The 16549-nt window shown below is 63.4% G+C and carries 17 protein-coding genes; 10 read left to right on the top strand and 7 right to left on the bottom strand.

Features of this window, described 5'->3' with window-relative positions:
• Positions 1–5 precede the first annotated feature (5 nt).
• Genes ACSFA0_RS22470 through ACSFA0_RS22495 form a run of 6 tightly spaced genes read left to right on the top strand, consistent with a single transcriptional unit; the run spans position 6 to position 6899 of the window.
• Complete coding sequence (locus tag ACSFA0_RS22470) at positions 6–1337, top strand: hypothetical protein (protein ID WP_435452492.1); 1332 nt, start codon at positions 6–8, stop codon at positions 1335–1337.
• On the top strand, positions 1334–2611 hold the full coding sequence (locus tag ACSFA0_RS22475; RefSeq protein WP_435452493.1) for a hypothetical protein: 1278 nt from the start codon (positions 1334–1336) through the stop codon (positions 2609–2611). The genes ACSFA0_RS22470 and ACSFA0_RS22475 overlap by 4 nt, the downstream gene beginning before the upstream one ends.
• Positions 2608–3987 (top strand): hypothetical protein, encoded by a 1380-nt coding sequence (locus ACSFA0_RS22480; protein WP_435452494.1) that lies wholly within the window; start codon positions 2608–2610, stop codon positions 3985–3987. The genes ACSFA0_RS22475 and ACSFA0_RS22480 overlap by 4 nt, the downstream gene beginning before the upstream one ends.
• Before the next feature lie 19 nt (positions 3988–4006).
• Positions 4007–5107, top strand: a complete 1101-nt coding sequence (locus ACSFA0_RS22485) for a hypothetical protein (RefSeq protein WP_435452495.1) — start codon at positions 4007–4009, stop codon at positions 5105–5107.
• Complete coding sequence (locus ACSFA0_RS22490) at positions 5104–6327, top strand: hypothetical protein (RefSeq protein WP_435452496.1); 1224 nt, start codon at positions 5104–5106, stop codon at positions 6325–6327. Before ACSFA0_RS22485 ends, ACSFA0_RS22490 begins: the two co-directional genes overlap by 4 nt.
• Complete coding sequence (locus tag ACSFA0_RS22495) at positions 6324–6899, top strand: hypothetical protein (protein WP_435452497.1); 576 nt, start codon at positions 6324–6326, stop codon at positions 6897–6899. The genes ACSFA0_RS22490 and ACSFA0_RS22495 overlap by 4 nt, the downstream gene beginning before the upstream one ends.
• 370 nt (positions 6900–7269) lie before the next feature.
• Here ACSFA0_RS22495 and ACSFA0_RS22500 read toward each other — a convergent pair whose 3' ends face one another.
• Complete coding sequence (locus tag ACSFA0_RS22500) at positions 7270–7521, bottom strand: hypothetical protein (RefSeq protein ID WP_435452498.1); 252 nt, start codon at positions 7519–7521, stop codon at positions 7270–7272.
• Between the two features lie 41 nt (positions 7522–7562).
• Here ACSFA0_RS22500 and ACSFA0_RS22505 point away from each other — a divergent pair, with 41 nt between their 5' ends.
• Together ACSFA0_RS22505 and ACSFA0_RS22510 are read left to right on the top strand one after the other, a co-directional pair.
• Positions 7563–8615 (top strand): hypothetical protein, encoded by a 1053-nt coding sequence (locus ACSFA0_RS22505; RefSeq protein ID WP_435452499.1) that lies wholly within the window; start codon positions 7563–7565, stop codon positions 8613–8615.
• A gap of 16 nt (positions 8616–8631) precedes the next feature.
• Positions 8632–8937 carry a hypothetical protein gene (locus ACSFA0_RS22510; protein ID WP_435452500.1) on the top strand — a complete coding sequence of 102 codons (306 nt, stop codon included), beginning with the start codon at positions 8632–8634 and terminating at the stop codon, positions 8935–8937.
• Positions 8938–9724: 787 nt separating this feature from the next.
• Here the strand turns inward: ACSFA0_RS22510 and ACSFA0_RS22515 are convergent.
• The 3 genes from ACSFA0_RS22515 to ACSFA0_RS22525 form a co-directional block, all read right to left on the bottom strand.
• The gene (locus ACSFA0_RS22515) at positions 9725–10420 is read right to left on the bottom strand and encodes a hypothetical protein (RefSeq protein WP_435452501.1); all 696 of its coding nucleotides are present in this window, start codon (positions 10418–10420) and stop codon (positions 9725–9727) included.
• A 232-nt stretch (positions 10421–10652) separates the two neighbouring features.
• Positions 10653–11627 (bottom strand): segregation and condensation protein A, encoded by a 975-nt coding sequence (locus ACSFA0_RS22520; protein WP_435452502.1) that lies wholly within the window; start codon positions 11625–11627, stop codon positions 10653–10655.
• A gap of 88 nt (positions 11628–11715) precedes the next feature.
• Positions 11716–12315 carry a hypothetical protein gene (locus ACSFA0_RS22525; protein WP_435452503.1) on the bottom strand — a complete coding sequence of 200 codons (600 nt, stop codon included), beginning with the start codon at positions 12313–12315 and terminating at the stop codon, positions 11716–11718.
• Between the two features lie 278 nt (positions 12316–12593).
• On the opposite strand from ACSFA0_RS22525, the gene ACSFA0_RS22530 reads away from it, so the two are divergent.
• Positions 12594–12920, top strand: a complete 327-nt coding sequence (locus ACSFA0_RS22530) for a hypothetical protein (RefSeq protein WP_435452504.1) — start codon at positions 12594–12596, stop codon at positions 12918–12920.
• 274 nt (positions 12921–13194) lie between these two features.
• Here the strand turns inward: ACSFA0_RS22530 and ACSFA0_RS22535 are convergent, their stop codons facing one another.
• The gene (locus ACSFA0_RS22535) at positions 13195–13566 is read right to left on the bottom strand and encodes a hypothetical protein (protein WP_435452505.1); all 372 of its coding nucleotides are present in this window, start codon (positions 13564–13566) and stop codon (positions 13195–13197) included.
• A gap of 187 nt (positions 13567–13753) precedes the next feature.
• Between ACSFA0_RS22535 and ACSFA0_RS22540 the strand changes: the two genes are divergently transcribed.
• Positions 13754–14476 carry a hypothetical protein gene (locus ACSFA0_RS22540; RefSeq protein ID WP_435452506.1) on the top strand — a complete coding sequence of 241 codons (723 nt, stop codon included), beginning with the start codon at positions 13754–13756 and terminating at the stop codon, positions 14474–14476.
• A 12-nt stretch (positions 14477–14488) separates the two neighbouring features.
• Here ACSFA0_RS22540 and ACSFA0_RS22545 read toward each other — a convergent pair whose 3' ends face one another.
• Together ACSFA0_RS22545 and ACSFA0_RS22550 are read right to left on the bottom strand one after the other, a co-directional pair.
• The gene (locus tag ACSFA0_RS22545; RefSeq protein ID WP_435452507.1) at positions 14489–15517 is read right to left on the bottom strand and encodes a hypothetical protein; all 1029 of its coding nucleotides are present in this window, start codon (positions 15515–15517) and stop codon (positions 14489–14491) included.
• A gap of 1 nt (position 15518) precedes the next feature.
• Positions 15519–16460, bottom strand: a complete 942-nt coding sequence (locus tag ACSFA0_RS22550) for a hypothetical protein (protein ID WP_435452508.1) — start codon at positions 16458–16460, stop codon at positions 15519–15521.
• Positions 16461–16549: the final 89 nt, after the last annotated feature.

Raw genomic sequence — 16549 nt, forward strand, 5'->3', positions numbered from 1 at the left:
CGAACATGAAACTCTTCGGACTGACGGAAGCTTTGGCGACGTTCCTCGTCGCGCGGTCTCGCACCCAGGTACACGATCTGATCGTCGAGCTAGCGGAAGGAGGTGACTCCGCCAGCTTGAAAGTGCTGCACGGCGTGCTGATGGCGAGCAAAGACAAGTACTTGCCATCGCAGTGGCGCACATGTGTATTCGCGCCCCTTGCGCTCACCGATGCCGGTGCAGCCGCGCAGCAGCAAACCGCCGCTCTAGAGTGGCTGCAGGCCATGGATGCATCAGCCGAATTGGCTCGCGAGAGCGTCCTGGCCATGCTTGACGATGACGAGGCGTTCGATCCGGTGCGCGCTAAGGCACTGGTGCGGCTGGGGATGCCTGAATCCGATTCAGAGGTAGCGCGCGCGTTCTCGCCCATCATGGCGAAGATTATTCAGCGCGCGAACTATGGATCTGCCGATGGCGGAGGGCGAACGGCCATGGAGCTCGAGATCGCCACGTCAATCCTGGCCGGACATTGGTCGCGCGTGGCTGAAGCATTCAAACTCGTCCTGGTCGAGCCCGTTGTCAACTTGGTAGACTTCGACGACGGCGATCCCAACGCGGTGCCCGACGTGAGCTACACGACGACTGTCAGCTCCATCTTCTCCGAAACCATGTCTCTGCGCGGCGCTGAGGGTCGTTGGATTGAGATGCTCGCGGGCGTCTACGGGCGGGGCTCCGAGGCTTTCGTATCCGGCTTTCGAGATGCCGTGATGGCGAAAGACGCGTACGCGTGCAGAACGATGGAGGCGCTCTTCTGTAGCAAGGTAGCAGAAGGTCCTGCAGTCCTCACTCCCGAGGAGGCCACGGCGGTGTTCCGTTCCGCTCGACCTGATCCATACATCCTCTCGCTGGCAAGTCGCGCAGACTCTGCGCCGGGCAACTTCGTCGACCAGGTCCTCAATGGGTGGGTGGCGTGCGGCGCCGCCATCGACGAGGAGGTTGAGATGCCCGAGAAGCCTGGAACACATCCTCGGAAGTTCAAAGGGACGCTCCTCCACAAAGCCAGCGAACTTGGCCGCGCACAGCTTGTCGCAGGGCTTCTGGCGCACGGGTGCGACCCGAAAAAGAAGGCCCAGTACATCGAGGTCGCTCCAGACGGAACCTCGCGCGTCGTACGCGATGCGATCGAGATTGCGGACACCGTGGCGACCTTCCCCACCACGGTGAGCAACCCAAAGCTCATGGATCTCAACAGCCAGACCAGGGACGTGCTACGAAGCTGGGCTGCAAGATCGTCGGCGCTACGACTGATTGGCGCCGAGGCGTCGCTCCCCAACCCGAGCGTTGCCTCGCTCGCATGAAAGTAGCCCGGATGGAAGGCTTTGGTCTCACGGCAAAGATGGCGCTATTCCTTCTGACTGATGCGCCGCGCGTCGTGCCCCAGTTGGTCAGGCAGTGCGTTCTCGACGATGAGCCGCAGGGCCTCGCGGTGATTGCCGAGGCCTTTGCGCATTACGGCGCTGCGATGGCGTACGAAAGCGGCCGCGAAGTTGCGTACGCCCCGGCGGCACTGCTTCTCAAGGGAAGCCTGCGGCAGCGGGAACTCGCCTCGGGGTGGATGCAGCGTTTCGCCGGCGATCCCGCGGAAGTTCGTATGGTGCTGGAGAACATGCTGCGCGGGCGGCAGATCTTCGACCTCGATTCCTTTGCTGGCCTGTTGCCCTTCGGCGCGCCCCACGGCGACGGCGCCTACGATGCCGCGTACACACCAATCATGGGGCTGCTGTTGGAGCGAGCAGACGGTGGGCCGACGTTCTTCAAGGCTGGCGAGGAGTTTGTGAAGGAGCGCGCCGCCGCGAAGTGCATCCTCGATGCGCATTGGGCCGCTTGCGGTGAGGTCTTTGCGCTCGGCGGCTCGGACGCTCAGGCCGACAGCGGAGATGGTCTCTTCGATAAGGCTCTCAAGCTTGACGCGCAGGGTGAGCCAGCGTGGATGGCCATGTTGGCAGAGGTGTATGGCGAAACCGATCCGAAGTTCCGTGCCGCCGTCGACCAGGCTTTCGTCAACCTCGGCGACGACTTCAGCAAGCACCTGAAATGGCGCTTCGGCATCTTTCTCGCGATCAAGAATTCTTGGATCACGCCAGAGCGCGCATCGGCTCTGTTCGGCAGCGCCACGGGCGGCGACTGGCGCGCGCGCGGAGTTCACGAGAGCGCGACCGAGCGTCGTCCCTTCATCACGGAGCTGGCGGCCGCTCTACGACACCGGTCTCACGCATACGTCGACGAGGTCGTCAATGCATGGCGCGCCAACGGTGTCGACCTGGACATGCAAGTTCGCTTCTCGGCGCAGGAGGGCGGCTCGCTCACCACCTGGACTGGAACCCTGCTGCACGAAGCGGTCCAGCACCACGGCTTGCGCCTGGTGGAGCTCCTGCTCGATCTGGGGGCTGACCCCTCCCGAAAGCTCAAGAAGGAGGTCCAAACGCTTACAGGTCACACAGTCGTCGACTGCGACGCGTTCGACCTCGCCGAAGCTGCCGGTGAGGAGATGGCCAGTCTTCTGCGTTCGTGGAAAGCCAGGAACCAGGTGCGGAGTCTTCTGGCCACCGCCAGTTCGGCAGCCCCCGGATGAAGATGTCGACCATTGGCATCACGGCCGTACTGGCCGACCTGCTTGTCACCAACTCGTTCGACGAGCTGCCGTACATCGCCCGTTCTCTAGTGGAGGCCGACGACGCTCAGAGCGTTTCGCTGCTCGCGACCGCATTGGCAGCGCGCGGGCCCGCTGGCGTGCTGCCGTCTCTATGGCGTCATGCTGCGCTGGCGCTGGTTGACTACTCCCACGGCGGGACGTCGCGACAGCAGGAAATGGCTGCGTCGTGGAATCGTGTGGTGCAGCCGACGGCCGCGATGGCCAGGCAGACGCTCCTGCAATTGCTGGAGGACGACGCGCCCTTCAGCCGTGGGTCGGCGATCGCGCTCGTCGGTTTGGGGGCGCCTCCCGCCGGTGAGCGCGTCGACCAAGCCTACTCACCGGTGATCCGTCATCTTCTGTCGCAGTCGGCACGCGCCGCGCTGACGGCCGATGAGCAAGCGGTCGTAGCGGCCGTCTTGCGCCTGCATCGCGAGCGCTCGAACGAACCGTTCATCCTCGAGCGGGAGACCGTCGTCCTGGATCTGGACGCCAACGTTGACACCGCTGGCGCCGGCGACCGCTCCGATGAGGCGCGCGCGACCTTGAACCTCGCCACAGAGGTTCTGCTTGCCGTTGGCGCGGAGAGCACGTGGCTGGACCTGATGGCCCAGGCTGATGGCGAGGATTCCCCCGTTTTTCGTCGTGCGATCGACATGGCGGCCGACGAGCTTGAGGCCTGCTGGTGGCAGCGAACCCGTTCGTTCGACTGCCGTACCACACCAGTTGTCCGAGGCTGGCTCTCGGCGGCGCGTGCGGAGCGGCTCATGAATGCACCGGCGACGATGCACTCCCATCTCCCGCGCCCGGGCGGGAGCGATGCCCCCACCCCAACGACCTTCGCCGCGGCGTTGGCCATGGTGTCGCTGACGGATATGCGCCAGGCTCAGGCGATCCTGCAAGGGCTCGTGAAATGTGGGGCAGACCTGGATGCCGGCCTTTCGTGGACGGTCGATGCCGGCAACACGGCCCAGACGTCGCGCTTCACGCTCCTCCTGAAAGCCGTCGAGGCCGCCGCTCCTCAGCTGGTGGCCGAGCTCCTGGCGGCAGGGTGCGACCCGCGGAGAGCGTTGGTCGTGGACGAGCTTCAGCACGGTGTGACCAGCACCAGGACGCGTGACGCCTTCGAGGTTCTGTCGGCGAGCGAGCTGACGAACGCGCTCAGGGACGAGGCGGCACCTGGTAGCAGCCAAGCGGACAAGCGTGCTCGGGCTGGAGAGGTCGCTGCGCTGCTCAATTCGTGGACGGTGCGTGGCCTCGCAGCCGACCTGATATCCCACATGGAGGGCCAGCCGCGCGCTGCCCTAGTAGCATGACTCCAGTAAAAGTGCACACATGATCTCGACCGATGAAGTTTCAGCTGGTCAATCCCCAGCGGCGGGCCTGGTGCCCACAGCCCAGACTGCTGGCGCCATCCCGGCTCGGATCCGTGCGTGGATCGACTCCGAAACTGGCAGCCTGAGCGATGTGCTCGAGATGATCGAGGACGCTGCCCCGGCCGCAGGCACCTCTCGCGACCACGCCCTGGGGCCGATCGTCGCCGCCTTGTTCGACTCGAACTTGCGGAATCCTCACAGTGCAAAGGCGTGCGTGGAGCGGGAACTGGCGAGTCACCTCCTCCAGCAAGGCTACGAGCGGACCGGCACTGTCCTTCAAATGCCGGGAGCCGCTGGCGATCTTGTGAGGTCAATTCTCGAGAGCCAGCATGTCGACGTGCACGAGTGGCTGGATCTCGCTGCCGAGGTCTACGGTGCGCAATCGCCGACGTTCACGAAGTCGCTGGCCGAAGCCCTGTGCTTGGAGTCGTGCGGCTGCTACATGACCGACGATGGGCTGGCCGGAGGTGCCGCGTACGTGCTTCGAAAGGGCTGGATGGAGCCCGCCCAGGCCAAAAGCTTTTTGGTTGGGATGCTGCAGCCGAACAAGCAGGATTGGTACCACAACCCGAAAACCCCGGTCCCATTCATCGACGCCTTGGTGAAGATGTCGATCAACGACCCATTCCGGTGCGGACTCTTCGTTCGGGCGCTCGCCGAAACTGGCATCAAGTTCAACGATCGGTTGTCGACCTCGGTGCGCACGCCGGATCAGGGGGAAGAGAATGCAGAAACGATCGAGACCTGGGAAGGTACGCTCCTTCACAAGGTAATCGAGGAAGGTTCGGTCCAACTTGCGTCCGAGCTGTTGGAGTTGGGTTGCGACCCCGCAGCAAAGCAGCTAATCCGCAAGGAAGCGGCCTATGGGACGACCACCTTGGAGCAGGACTGCTTCCAGCTTCTGCGCAACGCGCCTGAGAGCGTGAAGCTTCCCGAACGCAAGCGTCTGGACGGCATGTCCGCGCTCTTGCGGTCCTGGCGGGCCCGCCAAGTTGTCCACGCGACGCTCGGGCAGGTGGATGGGCAGGCGCCGAGCCGTTTGCCAGGTGCAGCCCCATGATGGAGTCGCCGTCGATTCGTCCGCCCGAAGTCCAGGCGGCAGGGCCGCACGCCCCGGCCGGCGCGCGGCGCGAACTACTGGCGCTCCTGCAGGAACGCCCGATTCGGCTTGACGATGCCCTCAGGCTGGTTGACGCCGCCACCCCCGCACCCAGCGAGTCCATGAGCACCGCGTTCTCACCTGTTGTGAGCGAAATCATGCAAACGAACGCGATTCGACTCGACAACGACGCCGTCGCGGTGTCGGGGCGCGCGATCGTTGAGCGGATTCTTCAGTGCGCGCTGCAACGCGAGGGGGCGGTGTTTTCCCTCGAGTCCAGGACCCACGAGGAGGAGGAAGTGTCATGGTCTCAAAACGGACGATGGGATGAGTCGTGCAGGGTAGAGACGACCAGCGTGCAGCGCACGAACCTGCTTACCGAGGTCCTTGGCTACGGGGGCAATCGTTATGGGGACAGTGTCGAGGCGTGGCTCGATCTAATCGGTAAGGTCTATGGCTCACACCCGGTCATCCTTCAGGATGCAATCAAGGAGGCTCGTGAGCGTGCCCGCTCGGCCTGGTGGGCAACCTACGATGACACCCCCATCGGCGGCTTCCGGGTGCTCATGCGCGGCTGGTTGGGGTCGTCCGACCATCGACTGACACTTGAAGATCCGGTGCGTGCTGAAGCACAGCATCTGGCGTCATGGGAGGACGCCGAGATGAGGCGCATCACGACAATCCCGTTGATCGAGGTGCTGGCGCGCGCTTTCGACCCAAGTTTCGGGGTGATCGTCGCCAAGCAATTGGCTGCGACCGGAATCGATCTTGATTCGGAGGTCGATGTCGAAGATGGCACCCAGTCGGGCGGGCTCCGTCTCGGCGCCCGTGCCACGGGGTCCTGGCGGGGGACGTTGCTCCACCGCGCGATCTCGCATGGAAATTCCGACCTCGTGGCCGATTTGCTGATGAGAGGGTGTGACCCGCGAAAAGAGGCCAGCGTGCGGCCGCTTAACGCACCCCATAGCGTCATCTCCCTGGGCGACGGTTTCGACGCTCTGGCGGACCGCTTAGCCGCCGTGACCGAGGAGCCCCACGTGCGGCACTGCGCCGAGATCCAAGCACTTCTCCAGAATTGGGAGGCCCACAACAGGGCACGCAGTGTGCTTGCTCAAATCGAGGCGGAACACGGCGATCAAGCCTCCACCGCCGCGTCAGCCCGCGGGATGCGGTTGCCGTGAGCAGAGCCGACGAGTACCGCCGCTTCGGCGCACTGGTTGCCGACCTGCTAGGCGGCGAGATGCCGCGGCGCGACGTTGAGACGCTGCTCGAGGTTCAGACGTACAAGCACGACTTCTACAAGGACGGCGCTGCACGCTGCACACCAAGGAGCTTTGCAGAGGAGCTCATCGCCGATGCTGCGCTGCGCCCAACGGTTTGCGCGCGGGTCATCGATGCACTGCTGGCCGCCGGCGTGTCAGTCGACCGCGAAATTGCGCTGTCACGCAACGGGCTCGTGGAGCGCGTGACGTTGTTGCACATGGCAACGCGGGCCGGCCTGGTTGAAGCCGTGGGTTACCTCCTTCGCCTTGGGGCGGATTGGGCAAAGCTTGCGACCCTGGAGGCGGCCGGGCGGCCGCTGTCACGTGGGCTCACCGCGCTCGATATTGCGTGGCAGTGCTTCTCAGTGGGCGGTGCCAATGGCCAACCGTCCTCGCAAGCAGAGGAGATCCTGGCCATGCTCACGTCGCGACGCGCGCTCGACATCGCCAACCTGGCGATTGAGGGCGCGCAGCCCAGCCCGTCCTGCTAAGCCGGCCCAGCTGCTGCTGGTGCTGGTGCTGGTGCTGGTGCTGGTGCTGGTGCTGGCGGCGAGCTCGCCGTCAGCGCGCGACCGAACTTTCCGAATGCACGCGGACCGCACTCGTACGCCAGGTCGGCACCTAGCGCCGCCCTGGCGGCACAGAAAAGCGCTAGGGAAGGGTTGTCGGTGCGCGCAGCGCGCATAAGGCCACCACCAAGTCTTGAACCTCATGCGGCGGATGGCGTTGGCCAATGGCCCCCAGGCGAGCAGCCAATGAGCCGGGCAGGGCGTCCAGCAGGGCGGTGCGGACGGCTTCCTGCTTGGCCTCCTGGGGGTTGCTAGATAAGCCGTAGGGCTTGCTAGATAAGGCCTGGGGTTGCTAGACAAGCCGCCCGACTGGCCAGGCATGGCCCGGGGGGTTGCCAGACAAGGCGCTGTCCGACCCTTCAGTCGGCTGTGCATCGCCCAGCCCCAGGCGTTCCGCAGGCACGTAGTAGGTGGCCGAGCCTCGGCCCTTTTGCTGCAGCAGGCCGGCGTCGCGCAGGCGGCGCAGGGCGGAGCTGGCGGCCAGGGTGTCCACCTTGTTCAGGGCGCGGTAGGCGGCGTTGTCGATGGCACTTTTGCCACGCACATCACCCGATTTCGTGTTAATCGGCTTCCGGTCGAGTTAACATGAACTATTATCCGGTTGTCAGATACCGTTGCCGATTATTGATCGCAGCAGGTGCGAGATCCCTTTTCCCAACCCCTCTCACGTTCAAAGGCAATGTGATGTTAGAACCACGTCCCCTAACGATCGCCACCGAGACGCCTGCGGCGGCACGGACGACGGAAGGGTTTCTTTGCTACGCCTGGGGCGAGTCCGACAAGCCGATCGCGCGCTTGCTGGTGAGTAGAGACGAGGTGGAGTCCTTCATCGTCGCTGAGTGGACCGGTGGCGACGGCTCCAAGGGCGAGGAGGGTGAGCCTTGCGGGCAAACGTTGCGCACCTTTGCCGCGCACGACTGGAATACTGAGAGCATCCTAGAGTTCAGGTTCGAGCGCGGTGGTCTCCAGATCGAGCAGGTCTACATCTACGCGCAAGGGCACGCTGTCGGGCTCCTGTCCGCGCCCCTTGAGGCGTCGATGGGTCTATGGGATGAACCGCTGGACGTTTTTGCGAGGCGCGGCCCGGCCGTTTCGGGGTTCTTGTGTTATGCGTGGGGAGAGGCCGATCGGCCGATCGCGCACCTGCTGGTCTCGCGTGAGGAGATTGAGTCCTTCATCGTCACCGAGTGGACGGGCGACAACGATGCGCAATGTGCCGAAGCGATGCTCGCCTTCGATCTCCACGACTGGAGAGCCCAGAAGGTGCTGGAGTTCACCTCTGGCGTTGGGAGCGTCCAGATCGAGCCGGTCTACTTCCATCGAGACCTTGGTGCCACGCCCCACGGCGTTGACCTGGGTCAAGCACCAACAGCAGGAAGTCGTATGGATGCGGAGATGTTCTCGCACGGACACGCTGCCTCAGCGGCGATCGATTCACAACGCCTCGATCTGGTGCTGCAGGCAGGGGCGTTTCTGAAGTGGTCGGACCGTCTGGGGCCGGTGCAGCAATGTCAGCTCATGCAGAAGGATCCCAACGACAACGACGTCGTCCTCTCGGGCAACGATCGATTCTTCGATACCCCACGCGACGCCATCGATGCGGCACTGCGACTTCGCACTGTGGATCGGCGCCACTGACACGAGTCGTCCTTTGATGAAGACGAACGAGCGATACGCCGTCGACATGGCATGGGCAGACCAGATGTGTGACTGGGAGCGCGAGTTTCGTGCGTTTCGTTTTCGGCAGGCGTTCGACGCCTGTTTCAGCGGGCCCAACGAGGTCTTGGACGTGCTCCACGCACGTGAGCGACATGATTCTCCCTTTAGAACTGGCATCTTCGAGGCGGACCTAAAAAGGACCACGCAGTTCTGGGCCGCTCAGATGGCTGCCCAAGCCGTGGCGCTTCGAGGGTACGTCGGGTCGCAGAACGTCAGTTTCGACGTGGAACTGGCGCACTGACGCCGAAGGGGCCGCGAAGAGAGCGGCCGCGTGTCTTATCACCTACCGAACCCACCCTGTCTTGCGCGCGCCGAGGTGAAATGCGGCCGCCGCTGGCTTTGGCGAGTTCAAGGAGCATCCAACCTGGTCAGGAGCTCAAGCCCGACCTCCACGCCTCTGGGCTGTGAAGCCACGAGCAGATGCAGTGCCGTCTGGTTGCGTGAGAATCTGTGGAGCATGCCACCGGTTCGGCCTGCTTTTTGTTCCCTAAGGCCATACCCATGATCATGCGCAAAGATTCACGTTCGGCCTTTCTCGCTGCCCTCACGGCTACCCTAATGGCTAGCGTTGCAGCGTTATGCGTCGGCGTTTCCCACGCCGCAGTCCCCGAGGGCGCGTCGTGTGCGAAAGCTCGCCTTGCTCTCACCAGTGCGCAGACCGAGATCGGAGATACCGCAGGGAAGCATGTTCGGATGCGACTTCGGAAGCAGGAGGTGGTTTGTCAGTGCAGTGGGCCCCAGGGACCGCCCACGAACGAACGAGAGGCTCGGGCGATCGGGGCGCATCTCGCGAGCTGCAAGAAGCAGGAGGAGGCACGGGCCGTACTGGAGGACAGGAAGCACCGAGCCTCGAAATACGACGGAGCACGGGTCCTAAGCTGCACAGCCGGGCGATGCGAGACGACAGCAGGCACTTTCCGAGGGAGTTTCGCCAACATGCGCGCATCGGACGGAACCCGGTGTCGCGCAGTCGAGGGCGTGCTTCGCTGCACACCCTAACGGCGGGCGGCGGCACCGCCGTGGCCAGGCTACCCTGCGGTAACCCGGTTCGCGTCCTCGGGATCGAACGTGTACGCGTTAGCAACGCGTGCGGTCTTGAGGTTCACAAATCCACGCCCCACCTCAAACTCGAGCTCGAGTCCAAACGACACCGACTTCTGACCTAGGTGCGTTCCGCCTCCTTCGCGCTCGGGGTAGAAGCCCGACATGAGGGAGGCCGTCAACACGCGGACGCCGTCGGCACGCACAAAATCTCGTGCTCCGTCGATATCCTCGATCGCGAACACCGTGCAGACCTCACTGTCAGCTGGTTGAGCGGCTCGAATGTCTTCGTGCTGCAGCAACTCGTGGACAAGGGGTGCGACCGCCTTTTCGATCACGTCGTTGTCTGGCCAGCGGCCGGGCAACGGGATCGAGTCCTCAGCGGTCTCGGCGTAGTCGGTTGGAAGCGCGCCAGGCGCCTTCAGGGCGGCCTCGCATGCTCGAACCGCCTGAAACGCGTGGCCGCGCTCGCGCGCGTACTGCATGGCGCCCTCGGTGTTGAGGCTCTGCGGGGAGTAGCGAAGGCCGCCGGCTTTGGCCGCTTGGTTCAGTGGCCCCTGGTTCTTGTAGCCAAGGAGTGTCGCGATAATCTCTCGGACATGACTGGCCTTGGTAGGAAAACCATCGAGCGTGAGTTGCTCGACGACGCGGACGACAAGGGTGGACAGATTAGGGTTCGACATCGGAAACATTTCGTTGGCCCATCGGGCATAGGGTGTATCCGCGGAGAGAAGGACTAAGCCTAGCTACCGCGGGACTATTGGACGATGTTTCCGGTGAGATCGTGCGTCATGCCGTGGGCATGAGCTGACCTCATGAGGTACCGTTTGTGGCGAAGGCCGTACCGATGGTGCGATATTACACGCGGCCGTCGCCGAGTAACAGGGCTTCGAGCGTCCCGTCGATCACATCCTTTTAGGGTGTGGAAAATCGCACAGTCCGCTGATTTTCACCGCTAGCCTCCATCGTCACAAGATGCGGCGCGTCCATGCCGGTGGACGGCGATAGCCGCACATAAATCGGCGCGAAGGCTTCAGCCTGGGTAATCTCGACCAAGGTCTCTTTGCCGAGTTCGAGTAGGGCGATGAAGGTGACGATCAGCACCGGAACGCCGCGGTCGACGTCGAAGAGCTTCTCGAACTCGAGGAACTGGCGCCCCTGCAGGCGCCGCAGCACGATGCTCATGTGCTCGCGCACGCTCAGCTCCTCGCGCGAAATGCGATGGTGCTGGATGAGGCGCGCGCGCTTCAGGATCTCGGCCCACGCGTCCCGTAGGTCTGTCGCGTCGACCTCTGGAAAGCGCGTCTTCGCAGTACGCTCGACGTGCACCTGCGCTTTCCAGAAATCACGGCCGTACGTCGGCATCACGCTGATCGTCTCAGCCTGAAGCTTCGTTTGCTCGTACTCGAGAAGGCGACGCACGAGTTCAGCGCGCGGGTCCTCGGCGTCTTCGCCGGCCGGGGTCCGCTTCGGCGGCAGCAGCATGCGCGACTTGATCTCTATCAGCGTCGCCGCCATCAGGAGGTACTCGGCCGCCATTTCGAGGTTGGTCTCGCGCACCTGGTCGACGTAGGCCAGATACTGGCGCGTCAGCCCCGCCATGGGGATATCGAGGATGTTGAAGTTCTGCTTGCGGATCAGGTAGAGCAGAAGATCCATCGGCCCATCGAATGCTTCCATCGACACCTGCAGGGCCGCAGGCGGGATGTAGAGATCGCTTGGCATGGCGAACATCGGCTCGCCATAGAGGTGCGCCATGGCGACCTGGTCAGCGTCTGCGGTGGCCAATACGATCGGGTCATCGCCCTCATCATTCGCCGCCCCTGCATCGGCGGCCTTCACGCCCTGCGCGATTGCCTGTTGGAGTGAAGAGGATGCAGTGACGGACATAGAGGAGGCGAGGGAGCTAGTTTAGCGGGGCGCACCGCGCGCGAGGGCTCTGCGCTGGGTTGCCAGCACCAGCACGGCCCCGTGAGCCTCAGAGCGGCCCGCGCCCGACCGAACGCTCGCAGAAGGCCTCAGCGGCGCGCGTGCGGCCGTCCAGACAGTAAGCCAGCACGTTGTCGCGTCCCACGGGCAACAGGAACTCGACGCGATCCGCCCGGTCCAGCAGCTCCGGAATTCCGAATGCGTCGTCGTAGCTTGCGCTCGAAAGGTCCTCCGCAAGGAACGTGACGGATAGAACACGCGCCTTGGATTGGCTCAAGCTGAAGGCGAGATCTTTCGGCCCTTCCGCGATGAATCGAACGTACCTGTAGTCAGGGATTGGGTCGAACGTCTTGAGCCGCATGGCAATTTCGCGTGCGTCGCCTCCAAGGGCAGCCACGACTTCCTGCGGGTACAACGGCATGCCCACGTCGATGACGATTTCCAAGGTACCGTCCTTCGCACCTGGACGGTGATCGCCCGTGCGCGCTACGGCAACGATGTCGTGATGAAGGTCGCGAATCGTGCTGGGCGACAGCGTTGGCTCGGGCTCGGGCGCAGGCTCGTGCGTCGTCCAAACCATCGTGCAAGCAACAAACACCGCGCACATGATCAGTGCTGTTAGCAGGTCGTTTCGCTTGGAGTGGGACATTCTCGCAGCCTTAGTGACGGATGCGAACAACTCTAGGCTGGTTTCTCGAGGTCAGAGCCTGATGGCCGCCGTCAGGTGCCATTTTTTTTGACACCGTTGCGACTGCCGATCAGCGCGTGCAGGCGCCCATGCGCTTTCTTGAAGCGGATTCGGTGCGACCGCTTGGACTCGCGCCGATTGGTGTGTTTTGGCATTGATCAGTACCATCGCCAGATGAAATCGAAATGCCGCGAAACCTCTTCGCCTCGCAGCGCCACTCGCGAACGCCGGGGCCATCCATGAGCTCTTCTGCAAAGCAAACGTCGATTGAGAGTTCCGGCGTGGAACAGATCGAGATCACCATTTTTCCATCGCCCTCAGGTGACGTTGCCGGAGTCGGCCATATGAGCTTGCCGGGTCACCGGCGCCCGCTGGCCAAGGTGATGTTCTCGACGGACAAGCCTGCCAAGGTGGAGCTTGCGGTACCGAGAGCCGCGACGGCGGATGACGTGGAGACCTACGGCCGCGCGTTGCTCGCGCTGGCGGTTGCCGTACGCGCGAGCGATGCCGCGGTTCATGCGGCAGCAGCCACCAGCCCACGAAGCGCGGCTGCCCGCCGATCCTGAGGAACTTATGACCCCTCTCCGCCCCGACGGTACAGACCGCTACAGAGCCGACGACGGCCGCACGATGGCTCGCGAAGTAGGCAACGATCCAAACGGAAATCCGATCGCCGGGCGATGGGTGCTTCGCGGAAGCGAAGGTGAGTGGATCGACTGCAGCTCCTACCGGCAGGACCTTGTTGAGTCGCACGACCTTCGATTCGTCCGTTCGGAGCCAGGCGCCCCTCCGGAGCACAGTGGGCAGACATCACCGTCGTCAACCAGCCAGCCCGCCAACTCACCAGCACCAGGCTGACTGCGCATTGGCGCTCGCATGACTCCAACTTATGAGATCGCGAGTGTCGGTAGCGCCCTCGCGCCGCTTCTCGACGGGCGGATCGCTTCCCCACATGACGCGCTTGCGCTGCTGGGGCAGACGGTGAGCGTGAAGGGTCCCGGAGGACCCCGCCGTGTTGGGACTAGTACCGGTGAACGCCACCAGGTGGTCAGGAAGATGGCCCTGGCTCGCGCACTGGCCGAAATCACGACTGGGCAGCAGGTCGACGTCGCCGAAACGATCCGGCGCCTGCTCGGCCTTGGCCTCGACGTTGACAGCATGATCTCGGAAGAGCGCCAGCAGTACATTGAGCGTGCCACCTTGCTCCATCAAGCGGTCAGATCCGCCAACGCGCCGTTGGTCGAGGTGCTTCTAGCCGCCGGCGCGAACCCATACCTCCTGCTCACTTGCACGATTTCAGGATCGGATCAGAGCGTGAATGCGCCCAGATCAGCCATTGAGCTCGCCATTGAAGGTGTCGAGGGTGTGCTGGTGGAGCGAACTGACGCCGAACACGTTCTTGCAATTCTTCGTTCGGGCGCTGCCCGACGCCACGTCAAAACTCTTCTCGATGGGCTCCCTGGCGAGCGGCAGTTCACGAGCACCACCGGGCCTGCTCGTGGAGCGCGATCGTATGGGGGCTGAGGCCTACGCACCGGCGCCATACGAGGCGGCCGTGGAGTGGTTGGAGAAGGAAGCCCAGAATCCGGACTTGGCTGCAGCGATGCTCAGCAAGTCCGTCATGCTTGTCACCAAGGCAGCAGGAACATCGCACTTTCGCACAATGTCGCTCGGCAACGCGCTTGCTGCCTCTGCGCTGGTTTCGCCGCAACCGATCGAGCGCATTGAGCGCATGGCCTTGCAAGGTTTCAACGTCGACACGCCGATCCGGATGGCGAGGGTCTTCGGTGGTGATGCTGTCTGGACGCTGCTGCATTACGGCGTCGCGGCCGGCGCGCCTGGCTTCGTGGCTTGCATGCTCGGCCTCGGCGCCGATCCGACCCTACGGCTTCCCCACGCCGTCGATTTCCACGGACGCACCAGGCTGATAAGTGCATTCGGTCTGGTGGCGAACGAGTTACACCGGCGCCAGGATCGCGATGAGCGTACCTTGGCTCCCGCGGTCGAAATCAGAGACATGTTGGCCTCATGGCGTGCCCGTCGACACGTGCAGCAGCTGCTGTCCAATGCCCGCGCCGTCGAGATACACCCCGCGCCGCGCGCCGCAGCCACACTGTTTTAGGCGGCCGGGTCCTCAAAAAATCGCGCGTAGCCGGACGGATAGCGGCTCAATGGCCTGTGCAGGGTCCCGCCGAACGCTCGCGTAAATGGCTGGCGCCGTAGAGGCCGCCCTTTCAAATTGGGCGAGACGCCCCTTCGCGTCTCGAGCCTCCTGCTCCACGCGTCTTAAGGCTCGCTGTGAGGTGAGTAGTTCGGCCCTGAGGGAGTCAGCTACAGCTACCAATCTCCTGCCTTCGCGCTTCCCCTCTGCAACAAGCTCCGAGAACACCATAGCGTCGATGGCAAAACCTCTCCGCGCGTGATTAACCACTTCTGTAGGGCGCATCTCGTGCCGATCTTCCGGTGTCATGCCGTTGGCCACAAGCTTTACCACCGCTGAAGCTGTGGCGTCGGAATCACCGCCTTCCAACAACGCCCCGAGGGACTGAGCAAGCACGGGGGTCAGCCGAGAGAGATCGTGAATTCGCAACCACTCTTTGTTGTCAGCTGCAAAACAGCAACGTGCGCCGTCGCGCGTCCCGCAGAGCACCAAGTAAACGAGTGGCGAGCATTCGAGGTAGAGCCCGACCAACCAGGCGGCGCATGTGGCGTCTACGTTTTCCGCGAAGAAAGTGTCAACGGCGGAGTAATCGAGGCCGAGCTCATCCAAACCGTCAACATAGTCAAGAAGGGAACACGGCTCGCATGTCGAGTACGCAACGCCCTCTTGGTACAGGTTAAAGAACATGAGCCCCCCCGGGGGGATTGGAAAGCGAGCATCGGCATCGTTGGCGAGCTCGGTCGCAGCTATGTAGTTTGCCGCAGCAGTCCTTATAGAGGCGGTGGCGAGCATCATCTCGCTGTGTTGTGCGTCAGGGGGGAGCGTCCGGGCCGTTCTATTCGCAATGTCGGCTAACGACCGGGCTGTTGGACTGCCGTACAGCAGATCCCAGACGGCCGCTTCTGCGCCTCGCTGCCGCTTTTTGTAGTCTTCGGCCCGGAGGCGCTCTCGCTTGAGCCTTTGCGCCCGTGCTTGTTCCTTCCTAGGGTTTTTCTTGCTCATGTCAGCTCATGCTCGCGGTCAGGTGGGATGGCAGCCAGCCGACGATGACGACTTCATCCTCCTCGTCCCATGCAAAGTAGATCCTTAAGGAGAAACGGGGCTCGCGCGACGTACCTCGACGCAAATGGTGACCGAGGAAGACGCGCCTGCCTTTCCACCGCACGAAATACTCATCACCTGCGGAGCCGGCAATCGAGCGGTCGACGGAGCGCGAAAGGTCCAGGCCAAATTCGTCACACCGCTTCTTGAACTCGTCGTTCGTGATCGCATTGCTCCGTAGTGCGGGATACGCGTCCGCCAGGATTTCGAGGCCACCGAACACGTGGGCCGGCTGGTGATAGTCGGCTTTTTTCCCACCAGCCAATGCGCGTGGCAGGACAACGATCCGATCGCTGTTCACAGCCGCCCACTCCTCCAGATCGGAGTACTGCCAGTTCCGCTCGGGCTGAGACTCCTTCCCGGGTGGCTCGCCCCCAGACGGAGTCCGCACCGCCTGCAGCCGCGCCTTGATGGCCGCGCGCTCAGCGCGATGCGCACGGGCCTGCGAACGTGCGAGATCGCGCCAATAACGGGTTTCTTCCTCCTGAAGCGCACGCCCGTTGCTAGCGCCACCTAACACCGCAAGCGCTTTAGGGCTCCCAAGCACCTGGAGCAGGCTCAGAAACGTTGGCTCGACTCGGGGCACATGCTCTTCGATCGGATGCGCACTTGAGACGGCCGTGTGCCAGCTCAGCGGCGGGGCATCAGCAGCACCAGCAACGCGGCGCCAGAACGTCAGCGGAGCGCCATAGCCAGCATCGGCGATGCCGACCTCCCATACGCAACCCGTGACCAGTTCGATGACTTCGCAGGCGAGAAACGGCTCCTCGACGCTGCGACCCCACCGCACGACCAGGCTGTCGCCGGCTATCTCCCCGGAGCCGTCTCCGGGCAGAGGCGGCATCGCCGGATCCTGCCTTCGGATCTGATCCCAGAAAGACGTAATGAGCGCGGCAGTGTCGGCACCAGGCACGCGAAAGCAGTGAGTCAGGC

It is taken from the genome of Variovorax restrictus, from assembly GCF_051216715.1.
In the GTDB taxonomy this organism is placed as follows: Bacteria; Pseudomonadota; Gammaproteobacteria; order Burkholderiales; family Burkholderiaceae_C; genus Variovorax.